At 28.8% G+C, this 15,573-nt stretch carries 15 protein-coding genes; 6 read left to right on the forward strand and 9 right to left on the reverse strand.

The features are described 5' to 3' along the window. The 3 genes from WC168_RS06965 to WC168_RS06975 all read right to left on the reverse strand — a co-directional run. Positions 1-526: ComF family protein (locus WC168_RS06965; protein ID WP_372618331.1), on the reverse strand; the 526-nt coding region annotated here is incomplete at its 3' end. A 32-nt stretch (positions 527-558) separates the two neighbouring features. Next, a complete protein-coding gene (locus tag WC168_RS06970; protein WP_372618333.1) occupies positions 559-1,512 on the reverse strand; it encodes a hypothetical protein in 954 nt (317 codons plus the stop codon). A gap of 226 nt (positions 1,513-1,738) precedes the next feature. Next, complete coding sequence (locus WC168_RS06975; protein WP_279134141.1) at positions 1,739-1,984, reverse strand: hypothetical protein; 246 nt, start codon at positions 1,982-1,984, stop codon at positions 1,739-1,741. Between the two features lie 105 nt (positions 1,985-2,089). Between WC168_RS06975 and WC168_RS06980 the strand changes: the two genes are divergently transcribed. Together WC168_RS06980 and WC168_RS06985 are read left to right on the forward strand one after the other, a co-directional pair. Next, positions 2,090-2,869, forward strand: coding sequence for a hypothetical protein (locus WC168_RS06980; RefSeq protein ID WP_372618336.1), 780 nt, complete (start codon positions 2,090-2,092; stop codon positions 2,867-2,869). Then, positions 2,862-3,449 carry a hypothetical protein gene (locus WC168_RS06985; RefSeq protein WP_372618338.1) on the forward strand — a complete coding sequence of 196 codons (588 nt, stop codon included), beginning with the start codon at positions 2,862-2,864 and terminating at the stop codon, positions 3,447-3,449. The genes WC168_RS06980 and WC168_RS06985 overlap by 8 nt, the downstream gene beginning before the upstream one ends. A gap of 26 nt (positions 3,450-3,475) precedes the next feature. Here the strand turns inward: WC168_RS06985 and lepA are convergent, their stop codons facing one another. Beyond that, entirely contained in the window at positions 3,476-5,263 is a 1,788-nt protein-coding gene (gene lepA, locus WC168_RS06990; RefSeq protein WP_187471531.1) for a translation elongation factor 4, read from the reverse strand. A gap of 146 nt (positions 5,264-5,409) precedes the next feature. Between lepA and WC168_RS06995 the strand changes: the two genes are divergently transcribed. Beyond that, the gene (locus WC168_RS06995) at positions 5,410-7,908 is read left to right on the forward strand and encodes a heavy metal translocating P-type ATPase (protein ID WP_372618340.1); all 2,499 of its coding nucleotides are present in this window, start codon (positions 5,410-5,412) and stop codon (positions 7,906-7,908) included. Positions 7,909-7,940: 32 nt separating this feature from the next. Here WC168_RS06995 and WC168_RS07000 read toward each other — a convergent pair whose 3' ends face one another. Then, positions 7,941-8,873, reverse strand: a complete 933-nt coding sequence (locus WC168_RS07000; protein WP_279134151.1) for a ribose-phosphate pyrophosphokinase — start codon at positions 8,871-8,873, stop codon at positions 7,941-7,943. A 134-nt stretch (positions 8,874-9,007) separates the two neighbouring features. Between WC168_RS07000 and WC168_RS07005 the strand changes: the two genes are divergently transcribed. Then, positions 9,008-10,165: an Opr family porin gene (locus WC168_RS07005; protein ID WP_279134153.1), complete on the forward strand. Its 1,158-nt coding sequence runs from the start codon at positions 9,008-9,010 to the stop codon at positions 10,163-10,165. Between the two features lie 25 nt (positions 10,166-10,190). Here WC168_RS07005 and WC168_RS07010 read toward each other — a convergent pair whose 3' ends face one another. Beyond that, positions 10,191-10,697: a DUF5718 family protein gene (locus WC168_RS07010; protein WP_341465429.1), complete on the reverse strand. Its 507-nt coding sequence runs from the start codon at positions 10,695-10,697 to the stop codon at positions 10,191-10,193. A gap of 118 nt (positions 10,698-10,815) precedes the next feature. Between WC168_RS07010 and WC168_RS07015 the strand changes: the two genes are divergently transcribed. Together WC168_RS07015 and WC168_RS07020 are read left to right on the forward strand one after the other, a co-directional pair. Beyond that, positions 10,816-11,097, forward strand: a complete 282-nt coding sequence (locus tag WC168_RS07015; RefSeq protein ID WP_279134155.1) for a hemerythrin domain-containing protein — start codon at positions 10,816-10,818, stop codon at positions 11,095-11,097. Next, complete coding sequence (locus WC168_RS07020; RefSeq protein WP_279134157.1) at positions 11,067-11,816, forward strand: PAS domain-containing protein; 750 nt, start codon at positions 11,067-11,069, stop codon at positions 11,814-11,816. The genes WC168_RS07015 and WC168_RS07020 overlap by 31 nt, the downstream gene beginning before the upstream one ends. Positions 11,817-11,855: 39 nt before the next feature. On the opposite strand, the gene WC168_RS07025 is transcribed toward WC168_RS07020, so the two are convergent. The 3 genes from WC168_RS07025 to WC168_RS07035 all read right to left on the reverse strand — a co-directional run bounded on the left by WC168_RS07025 (position 11,856) and on the right by WC168_RS07035 (position 15,493). Then, positions 11,856-12,695, reverse strand: coding sequence for a DUF5718 family protein (locus tag WC168_RS07025; protein WP_279134159.1), 840 nt, complete (start codon positions 12,693-12,695; stop codon positions 11,856-11,858). A 153-nt stretch (positions 12,696-12,848) separates the two neighbouring features. Next, the gene (locus tag WC168_RS07030) at positions 12,849-14,348 is read right to left on the reverse strand and encodes a fumarate hydratase (protein ID WP_066349883.1); all 1,500 of its coding nucleotides are present in this window, start codon (positions 14,346-14,348) and stop codon (positions 12,849-12,851) included. Between the two features lie 161 nt (positions 14,349-14,509). Then, on the reverse strand, positions 14,510-15,493 hold the full coding sequence (locus tag WC168_RS07035; RefSeq protein WP_066158862.1) for a CoA ester lyase: 984 nt from the start codon (positions 15,491-15,493) through the stop codon (positions 14,510-14,512). Positions 15,494-15,573 lie beyond the last annotated feature (80 nt).

The following is a 15,573-nucleotide window of genomic DNA, read 5'->3' on the forward strand; positions in this document are numbered from 1 at the left end:
CCTCTTTTTTTAAAGCTTTTTTAGCCTCTAAAATAGTTGTTCCTGTAGTAAGTACATCATCAATTAAAATTACATCACAATTTTTTACTCCACTATAGATAAATTTTCTTGGATTTTTTTGTCTAAATTCTAGATTTTCCCCAGCATATTTAACAATATTTTTAGCTTTTAAAGTGTTGAAAACTGGTTTTATAAAAGCACTTTTTAAATGCTTTGCCAAAATAGCAGTTTGAGAGAAATCGTGTCTTGTGTGGTCATCTATAGGAAGAGCCAAAATAGGGTGGGTAAATTCAAAATTGTCTGCAAACTTCTTAAAACTAAGTTTTCCTAAGATATTAAAAACTCTATCTCCATAGAAGTGATATTTGCTTTGGATTAAATCTTCTAAATCTTTATAATCATAAAAAGAGTAAACAAAGAAGTCCTTCTCTAGCTCTTTTTTATAAAAGTTTGGCTCAAGTAGTGTGCTTTGACAAGTTTTACATAGAATAGAAAATGATAGTTTATCGCATGATGTACATTTCATTTTCTACTCCTTTTAATAATATGATAAGCTAACTATCTCATATATTGATTTAAAATATTTTTAGTTTCATTATGCTCTTTTGTGCTTTTTTTGAAATCTTCTATCAAAATATCATGAGCATTTTTAAGTTTATCTATACTTTCATTTGAATATTTTATGTAGTTCTCTTCATTGTTTATAAAAGAGTTTACTCTATCTTTAAAAAAACCTATCAAAGTATCAAAAATAAAATTTTGATACTCTAAAGACATTTTGTCATTGATATTTATATCACCTGTAAAAGTAAATTTACTTTGTTCTTCTTCTGGTTGATTTTGTTTTAAATTTTCTAGCTTAACTCCATACTCTTTTAGTAACTCTTTAAAAGAAGATGAATTTTCACCGTTTGGAAACATATTAAACACCAAAAGAGATACAGAAACTAAATCTAAACTATCCAAAGTTTCCAAAAAAGCTTTTTTAAGTGGTGGATTATCTATTTGGTGAAAGCCGTGCTGTTTTTTATCATCATAATCCAAATTTGGAATATCAACAATTTTTTGTTTCCCATAATCAAGCAATCCAGCAGCTGCATAGGCTCTAGCTCTGAATATTGCATCATGTTCTGACTCTCCTTTTTCTACCCATTTGGCTACAAAGTCTTCAAAATCTTTTGCATCTTCATATACATTTCCATAAGTTGCATGAGTTTGTTGATAAGTCCACATATATTGCCTTGGGTCAGAAGTATTCCAATACTGTTGATTTCTAAAGTCATAATTAGACATCAAGAAAGTATTTTTATCTATCCCCTTTTTGATGTTTTCATATATAGTTCCTATATATACATATTCTTGCTCTTCTTTTTCATCATTTTGAATAAATTTATTTGGATTTTCTACTATATTATTTTTATCTATTTTAAAAACTTCTATTGGTAAAACACTATCTTCTTTTTTTGTTTTTTGATAGTTTGTATATATGTTTTGGTTATTTGTTATTTCCATAGTTTACTCCTTTAAAAGATAATAAAATTATTTTTTGATACATCTAACATTAAATCCATTTGCTCTATGACTGTATGAGGTACTATCTCCAGTACCTATATAAGTGTCAGAAAAATAAAATGCTTTTCATATTAGTTGAAAATTGGCTATTTGTGTTTATTATATTTGATTGAAAATTTGTTGTTACAATGCTTGTAGCTAATTGATGTCCATCTGTTTTTCTTCCTCATTGATAATAGTTTCTAAAACAGCTCTCTTGAGCATTTATATTTACACTACAGCTTCCACTTGCATTTAGTATAAATCCTTGACCTTTATTCAATTGAGTTAAAAGAGGATAGCCTGAAACAACAGCATTTATATTACGAACATAGTATTGTTCGCCATTTACAATATTATATGTAAAGGCATTTAGATTAATTCCTAAAAATAAAAATCCCCCAATAATAAAAGATAAAAATCTTTTTTTCATTTTGTTTCCTTTGTGTAAAGTTTGCATAAACATTCTATCAAATAAAGATTATTTTTAGATAAATACACTTATAATCAGAATATATGACAAATTTTAGGGGAAAATATGCAAATACAAAATAACCAAAATCAAAATCTTCTATACCAAAATACAAATCAAAATAAAAAATTACAAGAAGAGAACTCTTATGAGAATTTTGTAGCAAGTACAAAAACAGCAAAAGAAGATGCAGTTTTTTTAACTAAATATTTAATAGATTTTGTAGATAAGCAAGGTGGTTTTTCATCTTTAACAAAAGAAGATGAGGCACTTTTTCGAGCTATTCTTGAAGATGATAAGATTTCAACAAGTGAAGTAAAAAATCTAAGCTATGAACAAATGGCAAAACTAAATCAACTTTTTAAAGATTTAAATAGTGAAACTTTTTTTATAAAAGGTTTTGATATTTTTCATAAATCAAATGTATCAAACGATGAAAATTTTAATAAAGCTATTTTTGAAACTCTTAAAAACAAAGATGATGAAACACAAAGAACTCTTTTTTCACTTGATTTAAAAGCAAAACTAGGATACAACAGACCTAGGCTTCCTTTTGAAAAATCAATAGATGAAGAGATAGCACAGAGAATTGCTTTTGAAAAAGAGAAATATAAAGATTTTCCAAATAAAGATGAGATAATGGAAAACTTGATAAAAGAGCTTAAAAATTGGAAAATAATTGATTATGGAAGTTTTATTGAACAAACTCTATTTCAACTAAGAAAAGATATTTCAAATCCAAGTACATCTGAAGATGCAAAGTATTATCTTTTGAAAAATTTGCCATATTATGAAGATTTACAAAAAAATTACAATCAAATACAAAAGGAGACAAAATATGCTTAATTTTTTCAAAAAAGATAAAAGTTCTTTAACTTTTAAAATCGTTATTTTAATAGGATTAGGGTTTATTTATCCTATATTAGCAAACTCTACAAAAGATAGTTTTGTAGAAATTTTTTCAAATATATCTGAAAACAGTAACTATTACACAAAAATAGTAAGTAAAAAAGAGATAAAAGATAAAAAATCTACAATAAACTATGTAGTAATAACAGGAGATGTATCTTCAAAAAATAAAATTTTGGATAGATTTTCACTATCTTTAGATGAAAGATATATTACTAGTTTAAATGACTTGAGTATAAAAATAGAGAGTCTTAAAACAAAAGAGATATATAGTTGTGAAGCGACTTTTTTAGATAAAGTTTCTCCAGCTTACTCTTATCATATTCAAGTTGATATAAGTAATAAAGCTGCTAATTGTTACTTGAAATCTAAAAATAAACTAAATAGTTCAACAAAACTTGATAGTAAATGTTTAAATAATATAGATGATAAAAGTATTAAGATTAAAGATAAAACACTAATAGATGAAAAAGAGTTAAAAAAACTTAAAAAAATAGAAAATCCAAATAAAGAGTAGTTTTTTAAACTACTCTTTATAAACTTTTAAATTTTTAAAACAGCCATAAAAGCTTCTTGAGGAACATTTACTTTTCCGATAGCTTTCATTCTTTTTTTACCCTCTTTTTGTTTCTCAAGAAGTTTTCTTTTTCTTGTAATATCTCCACCATAACATTTTGCAGTTACATTTTTCCCCATAGATTTTACAGTCTCTCTTGCAATTATTGTGCTTCCAATACTAGCTTGTACTGCAACTTCAAAAAGTTGTCTAGGAATTAGCTCTTTTAGTGCTTTTACAAACTCTCTTCCTCTTGAAACAGCTTTATCTTCAGGAACTATAATAGATAGTGCATCAACTATATCTCCAGCAACTCTAACATCAAGTTTTTTTAAGTTTCCTGGTCTAAATCCAACAGGTTCATAATCAAAAGATGCATAACCTTTTGTTGTAGATTTTAATTTATCATAAAAATCCATTACAATCTCATTCATAGGTAAATCATACTCAAGAAGAACTCTTTTTCCTATGTAATCCATTTTTAATTGAATTCCTCTTTTATCATTTAAAAGTTTTATAACATTTCCCAAAAACTCATCAGGAACTAAAATTGTAGATTTTACATAAGGTTCAAAAATTGTCTCTATATAGTTTGGCTCAGGAAGTTCACTTGGATTTTGAATAGTTATTTTTTCTCCATCTTTTTTTAAAACTTCATAAATAACTGTTGGAGCAGTTGCAATTAAATCTAAATCAAACTCTCTTTCAAGTCTTTCTTTAATAACTTCCATATGAAGCATTCCTAAAAAACCTGTTCTAAATCCACTTCCAAGAGCCATTGAACTTTCAGGTTCAAAAGAGATTGAAGAGTCATTTAATTTTAGTTTATTCAAAGCCTCTCTTAAATCCTCAAATTTATCTGTCTCTATTGGATAAAGCCCTGCAAATACAAATGGTTTTGCAGGTTCAAAACCATCAATAACCATTTTAGTTGGATTTTTTGCATCAGTCATTGTATCACCAACTGCAATTCCATCTAAAGTTTTAAGACCTAATACAACAATACCTATTTCACCTGTTTTTATCTCTAAAGTATCTTCTCTTTTTAAAGGGTGAGGATACATCAAACTTAAAACTTGATGCTCAACTTTTGTATTCATCATTCTTAAAGTTTGACCTTTTTTGATACTTCCATCATAAACTCTTACAAGCGCCAAAGCTCCTAAATAGTTATCAAACCAAGAGTCGTAGATTAAAGCTTTTGTAGGTGCATTCTCATCACCATTTGGAGAAGGTACTCTTTTTATAATTGACTCTATTAAATCTTTAACTCCAAGACCAGTTTTTGCACTTATTAAATTATGCTCTGTACAATCAAGTCCAATAGCCTCTTCAACTTCTGCTAAAACTCTCATTGGATCAGCACTTGGTAAATCTATTTTATTAACAACAGGAAGAAGTTCTAAGTCATTATCCATTGCAATATATACATTTGCTATTGTTTGTGCTTCAACACCTTGAGTTGAATCAACAATAAGCAAAGCACCTTCAGATGATGCTAAAGAACGGCTTACTTCATAAGAGAAATCGACATGTCCTGGAGTATCTATAAGATTTAGAATATATTTTTCTCCATTTAAAGTGTAGTTTAGCCTAACACTTTGAGCCTTTATTGTAATTCCTCTCTCTTTTTCTATATCCATATTGTCCATAACTTGAGAAGTCATTTCTCTATCACTTATTCCTCCACACTCTTGAATAATTCTATCTGCAAGTGTTGATTTACCGTGGTCAATATGAGCTATGATACTAAAGTTTCTAATATTTTTTTGCAATTTTTTTCCTATAATTTTAAAAGATTATTTTCAAAGTGGCAAGATTATATCTAAAAAGTAGTAAGTTTTTGTTAAAGATTAAACTCTTCATTCGCATTTAAAAGGAACTTGGTTATTATCCAATACAAAATTTATCAAGGATTTTTATGATAACTAGAAAATTTGATATTAAAGGTATGACATGTTCTGCTTGTTCAAATGCAGTTGATAGAAGTGTTAAAAAACTTCAAGGAGTTAAAGAGCTAAATGTAAACTTATTAAATAATAGCATGCTTGTAAAATATGAAGAGAGTTTATTGGATGATGAAAAAATTATAAAATCTGTTGAAAATGCTGGATATGAAGCAACTTTAAAAATAGATAATATTAAAAATAAAGAAAAAGATTTATCTTCAAATGAGATAGTGGAGTTAAAAAATAGATTAATAATATCTTTAATTTTTGCAGTCCCATTATTTTATATCTCTATGGGGCATATGTTAAATTGGTATTTCTTATCATTTTTTCACGGAACACAAAATGCTATAACATTCTCATTTACTCAATTTTTATTATCACTTCCAATAGTTTTAATAAACAAAAAATATTATAAAGTAGGGTTTAAAACACTATTTAAAGGCTCTCCAAATATGGACTCTTTAGTAGCAATTGGAACAGGTGCTGCTATGGTTTATGGAGTTTTCTCTATATATAAAATAGCTTATGCTTTAGGAGTAAATGATTTAGATAGTGTAAAAGAGTACTCTATGAATCTTTATTTTGAGAGTGCTGCTGTTGTTTTAACTCTAATTACATTTGGAAAATATCTTGAAGCAAGAGCAAAATCAAATACATCTGAAGCAATTAAAAAATTAATAGATTTAAATGTAAAAAAAGCAACTATTTTAAAAGATGATAAAGAACTAGAGGTTTTAATTGAGAATTTAGCTCTTGAAGATATAGTTATTGTAAAACCTGGTCAAATTATTCCTACAGATGGAGTTATTATTTTTGGAGATACATCAGTTGATGAATCTATGCTAACAGGTGAGAGCAGAGCTATCTCAAAAAAAGTTGGAGATAGTGTATTTGGAGCTAGTATAAACAAATATGGGGTTATAAAATTTAGGGTTACAAAAACAAAAGATGAGACTTTTTTATCTCAAATTATAAAACTAGTAGAAGAGGCTAGTTCATCAAAAGCACCTATTTCAAAACTAGCTGATAAGATAAGTGGAATATTTGTACCAACAGTTATTTTAATATCTATAATAACTTTTATATCATGGTACTCTTTGGGTTACTCATTTGAGTTTTCACTCTCTATTGCAATTTCTGTTTTAATTATCTCTTGTCCTTGTGCACTAGGACTTGCAACTCCAACTGCAATTATGGTAGCAACTGGAAAAGGTGCACAAAATGGAATTTTAATAAAAGATGCACAATCACTAGAACTGGCTTCTAAAATAGATACCATAGTTTTAGATAAAACAGGAACAATAACAAAAGGAAAACCAACTGTAACTAATATCTTTACAAATAAAACTATTAGTAAAGATGATTTAATTCAAATTGCTTACACTATTGAAAAAAATTCAGAACATCCACTAGCAAAAGCAATTGTAGATTTTGCTAAGAGTAAAAAAATAGACTCTTTAAATTTTGTTGATTTTAAAGCAACAAATGGTTTGGGAGTTGAAGCCAAAATTGATAACAGTTTTTACTATATTGGAAATGAGAAGTTCATTTTAAGTAAAAATATTGAGCCTAAAGAGTTTTTATCTATTAGTGAAAATTTGTCAAAAGATGGAAAAACTACAATTTTTGTAGCAAATAGTAGTGAAGTTTTGGGAGTTATAGAGATTTTTGATGCTATTAAAGATACAAGTAAAGATGCTATAGATGAGTTTAAAAGAATGAATCTTGAAGTTATTATGCTTACAGGAGATAATCAAAAAACAGCCAAAAGTGTTGCAAAAACTTTAGGGATAACAAATTTTATAGCTGAGGTTTTACCACAAGATAAAGATAAAAAAATCCAAGAACTTCAAAGTTTAGGTAAAAAAGTTTTAATGGTAGGAGATGGAATAAATGATGCACCAGCTTTAACTAGAGCAGATGTATCAGTTGCTATTGGTGCTGGAAGTGATATTGCAATTGAATCTGCAAATATTATTTTAGTAAGAAGTGATTTATTAGATGTTGTAAAAGCTATGCAGTTAAGTAGTGCAACAATTAAAAATATAAAACAGAATCTTTTCTGGGCATTTTTTTATAATATTATTGGTATTCCTTTGGCTGCAGGAGTTTTTTATACAACTTTAGGGTGGAAACTAACTCCTATGTATGCAGGAGCTGCTATGAGTTTAAGTAGCGTAATGGTAGTATTCAACGCTTTAAGATTAAAGCTTTTTAAACCAAAAATATATAGTAATTTAAAATTAGAGATAAAGGATGAATTTATGGAAATAGTATTAAAAGTAGATGGAATGACTTGTGGACACTGCAAAGCAAGAGTTGAAAAAGTTCTAAATGCAATTGAAGAGGTTAGTAGTGTTGAGGTTGATTTATCAAGTAAAAATGTAAAAGTAACTCTAAGCAAAGATATAGATAGTAAAATTTTAGAAGATGCTATTGTTGATGCTGGATATGAGATTATAAAATAGATATTTTAGAGTCAATTGACTCTAAAATATTATTAACTATTAAAAATTGAGTTTACAGATTCGTTATTATGTATTCTTCTAATAGCTTCTCCAATAATTGTTGAAGCTGTTAAAACTGTAATTTTTTTAGAGTCTGCTTTTGTTGGAATTGTATCAGATATTACAAGCTCATCTAAAATTCCATTTTCAATATTTTCATAAGCTTTTCCACTTAAAACTCCATGAGTACAACATGCCATTACAGATGTTGCCCCTTTTTGTTTTAAAACTTCAGCAGCTTTTACAAGTGTTCCAGCAGTATCAACCATATCATCTACTAAAATAACATCTTTACCTGTTACATCTCCAATTATATTCATAACTTGAGATTCATTAGCTCTCTCTCTCTTTTTATCAACTATTACTAAATCATATCCTAATTTATCAGCATATTGTCTAGCTCTTGCAACCCCTCCAATATCTGGACTTGCAATAATTGGGTTTTTTAAATTTTTACTTTTAATATAGTTTACAAACATAATTGAACCAAAAAGGTTATCAGCAGGAACATTAAAAAAACCTTGGATTTGAGCAGCGTGTAAATCGATTGTTACAACTCTATTTATTCCAGCTTTTTCTAGTAAATCAGCCACTAATTTTGCACTAATTGGAACTCTTGGAGCTGCTTTTCTATCTTGTCTTGCATAACCATAGTATGGTATTACAGCACTAATTGATTTTGCACTTGAACGTTTAAGTGCATCAATCATTATTAAAAGTTCCATTAAATTGTCATTTGCAGGAGAGCATGTTGGTTGAATAACAAAAACATCTTGTCCTCTTACACTTTGAGTAATTTGAACAGATATTTCACCATCACTAAATTTATTTAAAGTAGCATCAGAGACTTTCATTCCTAAATAGTCTGCCACTTTTTTTGCGAAAGCTGGATTTGCACTTCCACTAAAGAGCTTAAAAGTTGACATAAATTTTCCTTAATTCTTTTAAATTTAATCGCAAATCATAACAAAAAAGCGCTTTAATAATAATTGTATAGTAAGCAACTATTAATAAAAATAATAATAAAGTTAGCACTTAAAAAATCATAAGGAGAAAATTTATGAAAAAAATAGCAATGTCTTTGGGGGCTGCAACACTTCTTACAACAACACTTAGTGCAAATAGTGTTTCAGATGCTATAACAAATGGACTTTTTGAGGGAAGTGTAGCTTTATACGCACAAACTCAACAAAATAAAGGTGCAATAAAAGATAACTCATTTGGAAATGCTCATTTAAAATTAAAATACAACACAGATAATTTTTATAATTTCAGTCTTGGACTTGAAGGAAAAGGGAATTTAAAAATTGCTGAAAAATATAGTAAAGATTGGGAAAATGGTGCAGCTCCTGCAAGTGATGGATATAAAAACAATGGTTTATTAACTCAAGCATATTTAAAGTATGAGTTAGAGCAAGGATTTATTTTTAAAGCTGGAAGATATGAGAGTGAATTAGCTTGGCTTACTGATTATCAACAAGGTGCAATAGTAGAGATAGATGCGATACCAGCTGTTTTATTTACATTAGCGTACTCAGAAAAAACTGCAACATCTGATATTGATGAAAGTTCTCATTTTGATAGACCTTTAGAGGATTATACAAAAAAAGGAGTATATGCAATAGAGATTAAAGATGAGGCTATTGAAGGTTTTGTATTTAATCCATACTATTATCAAATTCCAGATGCTGTTAAATTTTATGGTTTAAAAGTAGCCTATGAGCATGAATTTGGTGGAGCAAATCTTGAGTATACAAGAAGTAATCTTACAAGTAAATACAGAAGCTTCCCTGGTAATGATAATGGATATATTGCTCATGCAGAAGTTTTTGGAAAAGCTGATATTTTTAAATTAACGGGTGGAGCTATAGTTACAAGTGATAAAGGTGGAGCAGATATTATGACAACATATGGTGACACTATTTCTCCATTTAAAGATGGAAATCAAAACTACTCAAAAGATGCAAGAACTATTTATGCCTCTTTAAATGCAAATATTGAAGAGAGATTTGACTTTACAGCACTATATGGATACACAAGATATGATGATTCTATGGTTTCTGGAATGGACGAAAGAGAGTTAAATTTAATTTTTGAATATAACTTTAGTGAAGAGTTGGCTTTAGGACTTGCTTATGTAAAAGTAAAAGCGGATTCACAAAATAACAAATATAATGGTTATGATAAATATTTAGCAAGTATTGAGTATAAATTTTAGATAAAAGTGCTTTAAGCACTTTTATCTATTTTACTACTTGATGAAGTTTTGAACACTGTCCAAGGTATGTATCCATTCCACACATATCATTCATAATATCTTGAAAACTGTGTGCGTGCGCGTTATAAACATATACAAATATCTCATCACCTTTTTTCAAAAAGTTCTTTTTACCAAAATCTGTATAAGCTGTTGCACCTGCAGCTATTACAATACCTTTTGCATCTTTTGCTGTAATTTTAAGTTCAAATACTTGTATACGAATATTATCAATTTGGTTTAAATCTTTTAAAACATTATTGATTAATTCTAATACATTTTTATCATAATTTTTATGTTTAAGATTGGTTTGTAAAATATTGATATTTTTTGAAGTTTCAACTTTTTGATTTTCTAATTGTGATCCAAATTTTTCTCCTTTGCTTCCCAAATAACCAGCACTCATTCCTCTTTCTTTTTGTAACTCATGAACAGTTTTAGATATATTGCTTATAAGTTGAACATGAGATTCTAAATAATTATAATTTGATATTAAATCAAATTATAATAGCATGAACTTAGAAAAAACATTATTTACTCTTGACTAAAATCATTATCCAAAACTTTTAAATAGGATAAACTTTATCCTATATTTATAAAAGGAATTTAAGATGTTAAGTGATTTATCAAATAATATTGAAATATTTAAAAAAGGTCATCCAGTAAGAGTATATTTAGAAGAGAATATATTAATAAAAGAGCTATTTTCTGAACTTTTTAATACAGATCCAAAAAAAGATTATCAGAAATTTTATAATATTTTTAACCAAATTTGTGAAGTAGAAAAGCATTTTGCAAGAAAAGAGAATCAACTTTTTCCTTATCTTGAAAAATATGGTTGGACTGGTCCATCTCAAGGAATGTGGTCTTTCACGATGATATTAGAGCAATAATAAAAGATGTAAGAGAAAGTATTGAATCAAAAGATTTTGACTCAATTATAGAAAAATGTACAAATTTATATAATAATTTGATTCATTTAATAAATGTAGAAGAGAATAGGCTTCTTCCAAATGCTTTGCAACTATTAAAAGAGGAAGATTGGGAAGAGTTTTATGAAGGTGATAGCGAAATTGGTTGGATGTTTACAACTCCTCCTCCTAGATTTCCAGAGATTCTAAATAAAGAGACAAGCAATGTAGAACCAGAGTATATTCATCCAAGTATGGATAAGAAAAGAAGAGAATTACCATTCTCTCTTGAGGAAAGAACTCATTATGATGAAGGTTATTTAACACCTGAACAAGTAAACTTTATATTTAAGTTCTTACCTGTAGATATTACTTATGTAGATGAAAATGATAGAGTTGTTTTTTATAATCGTGGAGATGATAGAGTTTTTCCAAGAAGTGCTGGAATAATTGGAAGAGAGGTTAAATTTTGTCACCCTCCAAAAAGTGTTGATCAGGTTCTAAAAATTCTTGAAGAGTTTAAAGCAGGACGTCAAGATATTGCTGATTTTTGGATTAATTTTAAAGGAAAGTTTGTACATATAAGATATTTTGCTGTAAGAGATGAGCAAAAAAACTATAAAGGTGTAATTGAAATGTCGCAAGATGTTACCGATATAAGAGCATTACAAGGAGAGAAAAGACTTTTAGATTGGGAGTAGCAGATTTTAAAATCTGCTACTTATTATTTGTAATAAAATCTATTTTACTACTTGATGAAGTTTTGAACACTGTCCAAGGTATGTATCCATTCCACACATATCATTCATAATATCTTGAAAACTGTGTGCGTGTGCGTTATAAACATATACAAATATCTCATCACCTTTTTTTAAAAAGTTCTTTTTACCAAAATCTGTATAAGCTGTTGCACCTGCTGCTATTACAATACCTTTTGCATCTTTTGCAGCAAATTTCATAAACTGTGTAAGCTCTTCAAGTGGTCCACAATCATCTTGAGTATTTAAAATATCAATCATCCAATTTTTTAATTTCTCAAAAAAGTAACTATACGATTTAACTGAACTAGTTGTTCCATAATCATACACAATTCCATCTCTTTTTATAAAAGAAGAGATGTGATATTTGCTTAAAATTCCTTTTTCTGTGAAGTTATCAATAGGAATTATATCTTGAGATATTCCTTTAGTCTTCTCTCCCCAATTTTTTTTAGTGCTAAGTTTGCTTCCATCTTGAAATCTTAATGAGCAATCATTAAAAGCACTAAAATATTTAGGAACAATATCAACGACCTTTTCATTTTCATATACAAAATCACAAATAAGGGCAACTTCAGCCTCAACTTGCAGTTTATCATCTTCTCTTCCATGAGTTAATATGACTTCATCACAAATAGGGTAAGTTCCTAAAAAACTATCATGACCTTTTATATAAAAAGGAAACATCCCTTTTGGAGCATCTTTTTCTGTTGTTTTTATAACAGAAAACTCATCAGCTTCTCCAGCCTCACCCAAGTGATTTGCAAAGTTTCCAGCAACTGCAAAACCTAAGTAATCTTTTAAATCTTCTAATAAATCCATAATTATAAAATCCTAAAATATTTTGAAGTGCAATAGTATCGAAAAAAAGTATTTTAAAAGTCAAAAACGAAATATAATTTGTTAATTTAAGAGTAGTTTAAGAAAATATTTACAAAGAGCCTATAGTATTTGTGGCTCTTTGTAAAATAAGAACTATTTATTAATAGTTCTCCATTTAGCAGGTCCTGTTGTATGAATAGAGTTTCCTTCAGTATCCACTGCAACAGTTACAGGCATATCTTTTACTTCAAACTCATAAATAGCTTCCATTCCAAGCTCTTCAAATGCTAAAGTTTTTGCACCCTTAATTGATTGAGCAATTAAATAAGCAGCTCCTCCAGTTGCAATTAAATAGATAGATTTGTACTCTTTTATTAAATCGATTGTTGGTTGTTTTCTTTCACCTTTTCCAATCATTCCCATAATTCCAATTTCCATCATATCTTTTGTAAATTTATCCATTCTTGTAGATGTTGTTGGTCCTGCAGGTCCTACAACTTCATCTCTTACAGGATCAACTGGTCCAACATAGTAAATAAATTTATCTTTTAAATCAACACCATTTGGAAGAGGTTTTCCAGCATTTTTGTACTCAACTATTTTTTTATGAGCAGCATCTCGTGCAGTTAAAATTTTTCCAGATAATAATAAAGTATCACCAGATTTAAATTGAGATAAGTTCTCTTTTGTTAAATCTTCAATATTTACTCTTTTAATAGTATCCATTGGAAGTTTAATATCTGGCCAAAGGTCTAAATCAGGTTTTTCAAATTTAGCTGGACCATTTCCATCTAATTCAAAGTGAATATGTCTTGTTGCTGCACAGTTTGGAATCATAGCAACAGGTAGTGATGCAGCATGACATGGATAATCTAAAATTTTAACATCTAAAACAGTTGTTAATCCACCAAGACCTTGAGCTCCAATTCCAAGTTTATTTATATCTTCATAAAGTTTAAGTCTTAACTCTTCAAGTGGATTTTGAGCCCCTCGTTGCTTTAATTCATGAATATCAACATGTCCCATTAAAGACTCTTTTGCAAGTAGCATTGCTTTTTCAGGATTTCCACCAATTCCAATTCCTAAAATACCAGGAGGACACCATCCAGCTCCCATATCTTTTACATTTGCCATAACCCAATCATAAATACTATCACTTGGATTTAAAACAGCAAATTTAGATTTATTTTCACTTCCTCCACCTTTTGCTGCAACTGTAATATCAAGTTTATCTGAGTTATCAACGCTTACATGAATTACTGCTGGAGTATTATTTTTTGTATTTACTCTTTTTCCAGCTGGATCACTTACAACTGAAAATCTTAAAGTATTATCAGGGTCTGTATAACCTTTTGCAACACCTTCATTTAATAAATCTTCTAAATTTTTTGTAATATCTAGGTTTGCTTTTAAACCAACTTTCACAAAAATATTAACACTTCCTGTATCTTGACATAGAGGTCTGTGTCCCATAGCACACATTTTTGAGTTAATTAAAATTTGTCCAATTGCATTTTTTGCAGAGTCACTTTGCTCTTTCTCATAAGCTTCAACCATACCTTTTACAAAATCCTCTGGATGATAAAAAGATATAAATTGACATGCAGATGCAACTGAATCTATAATGTCCTGTTCTGTTATTTTTTTGCTCATAAATTTTCCTTTTTGTTTTAGAAATTTGATAATTATATCAATGCAGTTTATAAACTTCCCTTTTTTAAAAGATTTTTTTTAAAAAAAATAGAAAAGTGTATAATTTTGGAATTAAAAAAAGCTACCCTTAAAAAAGAGTAGCTTCTTAAATCATCTAAAAATTAGGCAAAAAATCTTTTTTCTGCTTCTTCCATTAATTTAACACCAGAGAATTTAGCTCTTTGAACTAATTCCCAGAAGTATCTATAAGTTGCTCTATCGTGTAACTCACCATCATATTGAATTGGTCCCCACTCAGCATCTTGAGCTTTAATTAAAATATTTTGTGCAGCTTCAAGCTCTGTAAAATCAGGTTTCATAGCATCAACAATAGCTTGAACTTGTGTTGGGTAAATTGACCACATTCTCATAAATCCAAACTCATTTCTAGCTCTTTCAGCGTCTTTGTATGTTTGGTATGGATTTTTTAAATCTAAAGTTACATTGTGACAAGGAATTACGCAGTTTTGAATAGCGGCTTGTGCAACTCTTGCTTTTGCAGCTCCAATTAATCTATGATCAAATTGACCTGGACTTCTCATATTAATTGCTGGAATTGCTCCTTGATATCCACTTACAAAATCCATTAGACCAAAATCTAAAACTTGTAACCAAGGTAATGTTGCAATTTTTTCAACATCTTGTAGAGCTCCATGAGTCTCTATAAGTACGTGAATTGGAATCTCTCTTTTAATTCCAGCTTTTTTTGCAACAGCTTGAATATACTCAATTTGAGTTTTAGCATCTTCATAACAAGTTGATTTAGGTAAAGTAATATATGCTAATTTTTCACCAGCACCATTTACTAAAATATCAACATCTTGTCTCCAATCTGGATGAGAGTGGTCATGGATTCTTGTTCCTGCCATACCATAAGGGTTTGCATCAGAGTTTACAACTCTAACAATCATATTAGCATGCTCAACCTCTTTTCCAGTTTCAGCACCATCTTCACAATCACAAGTAATATCAAAAACAGGTCCAAGTTTTTTTTGCATTTCAAAACCTTTTAGGATTAGCTTTTCGCTTCCTGCAAAGTGTTCACAAGTTGGAATAATTGGTAAAGATTTACCAGATTCAAATAAAGCTTCTTTTGGGTGTGTCATAATATTCTCCTTAAAATTTGGTTCCCAAAAATTTTAAGGGAACCTTACATTGAATGACTACTTTTTAACGCAATTTATAA

This window comes from Aliarcobacter sp. (assembly GCF_041672065.1).
In the GTDB taxonomy this organism is placed as follows: Bacteria; Campylobacterota; Campylobacteria; order Campylobacterales; family Arcobacteraceae; genus Aliarcobacter; species Aliarcobacter skirrowii.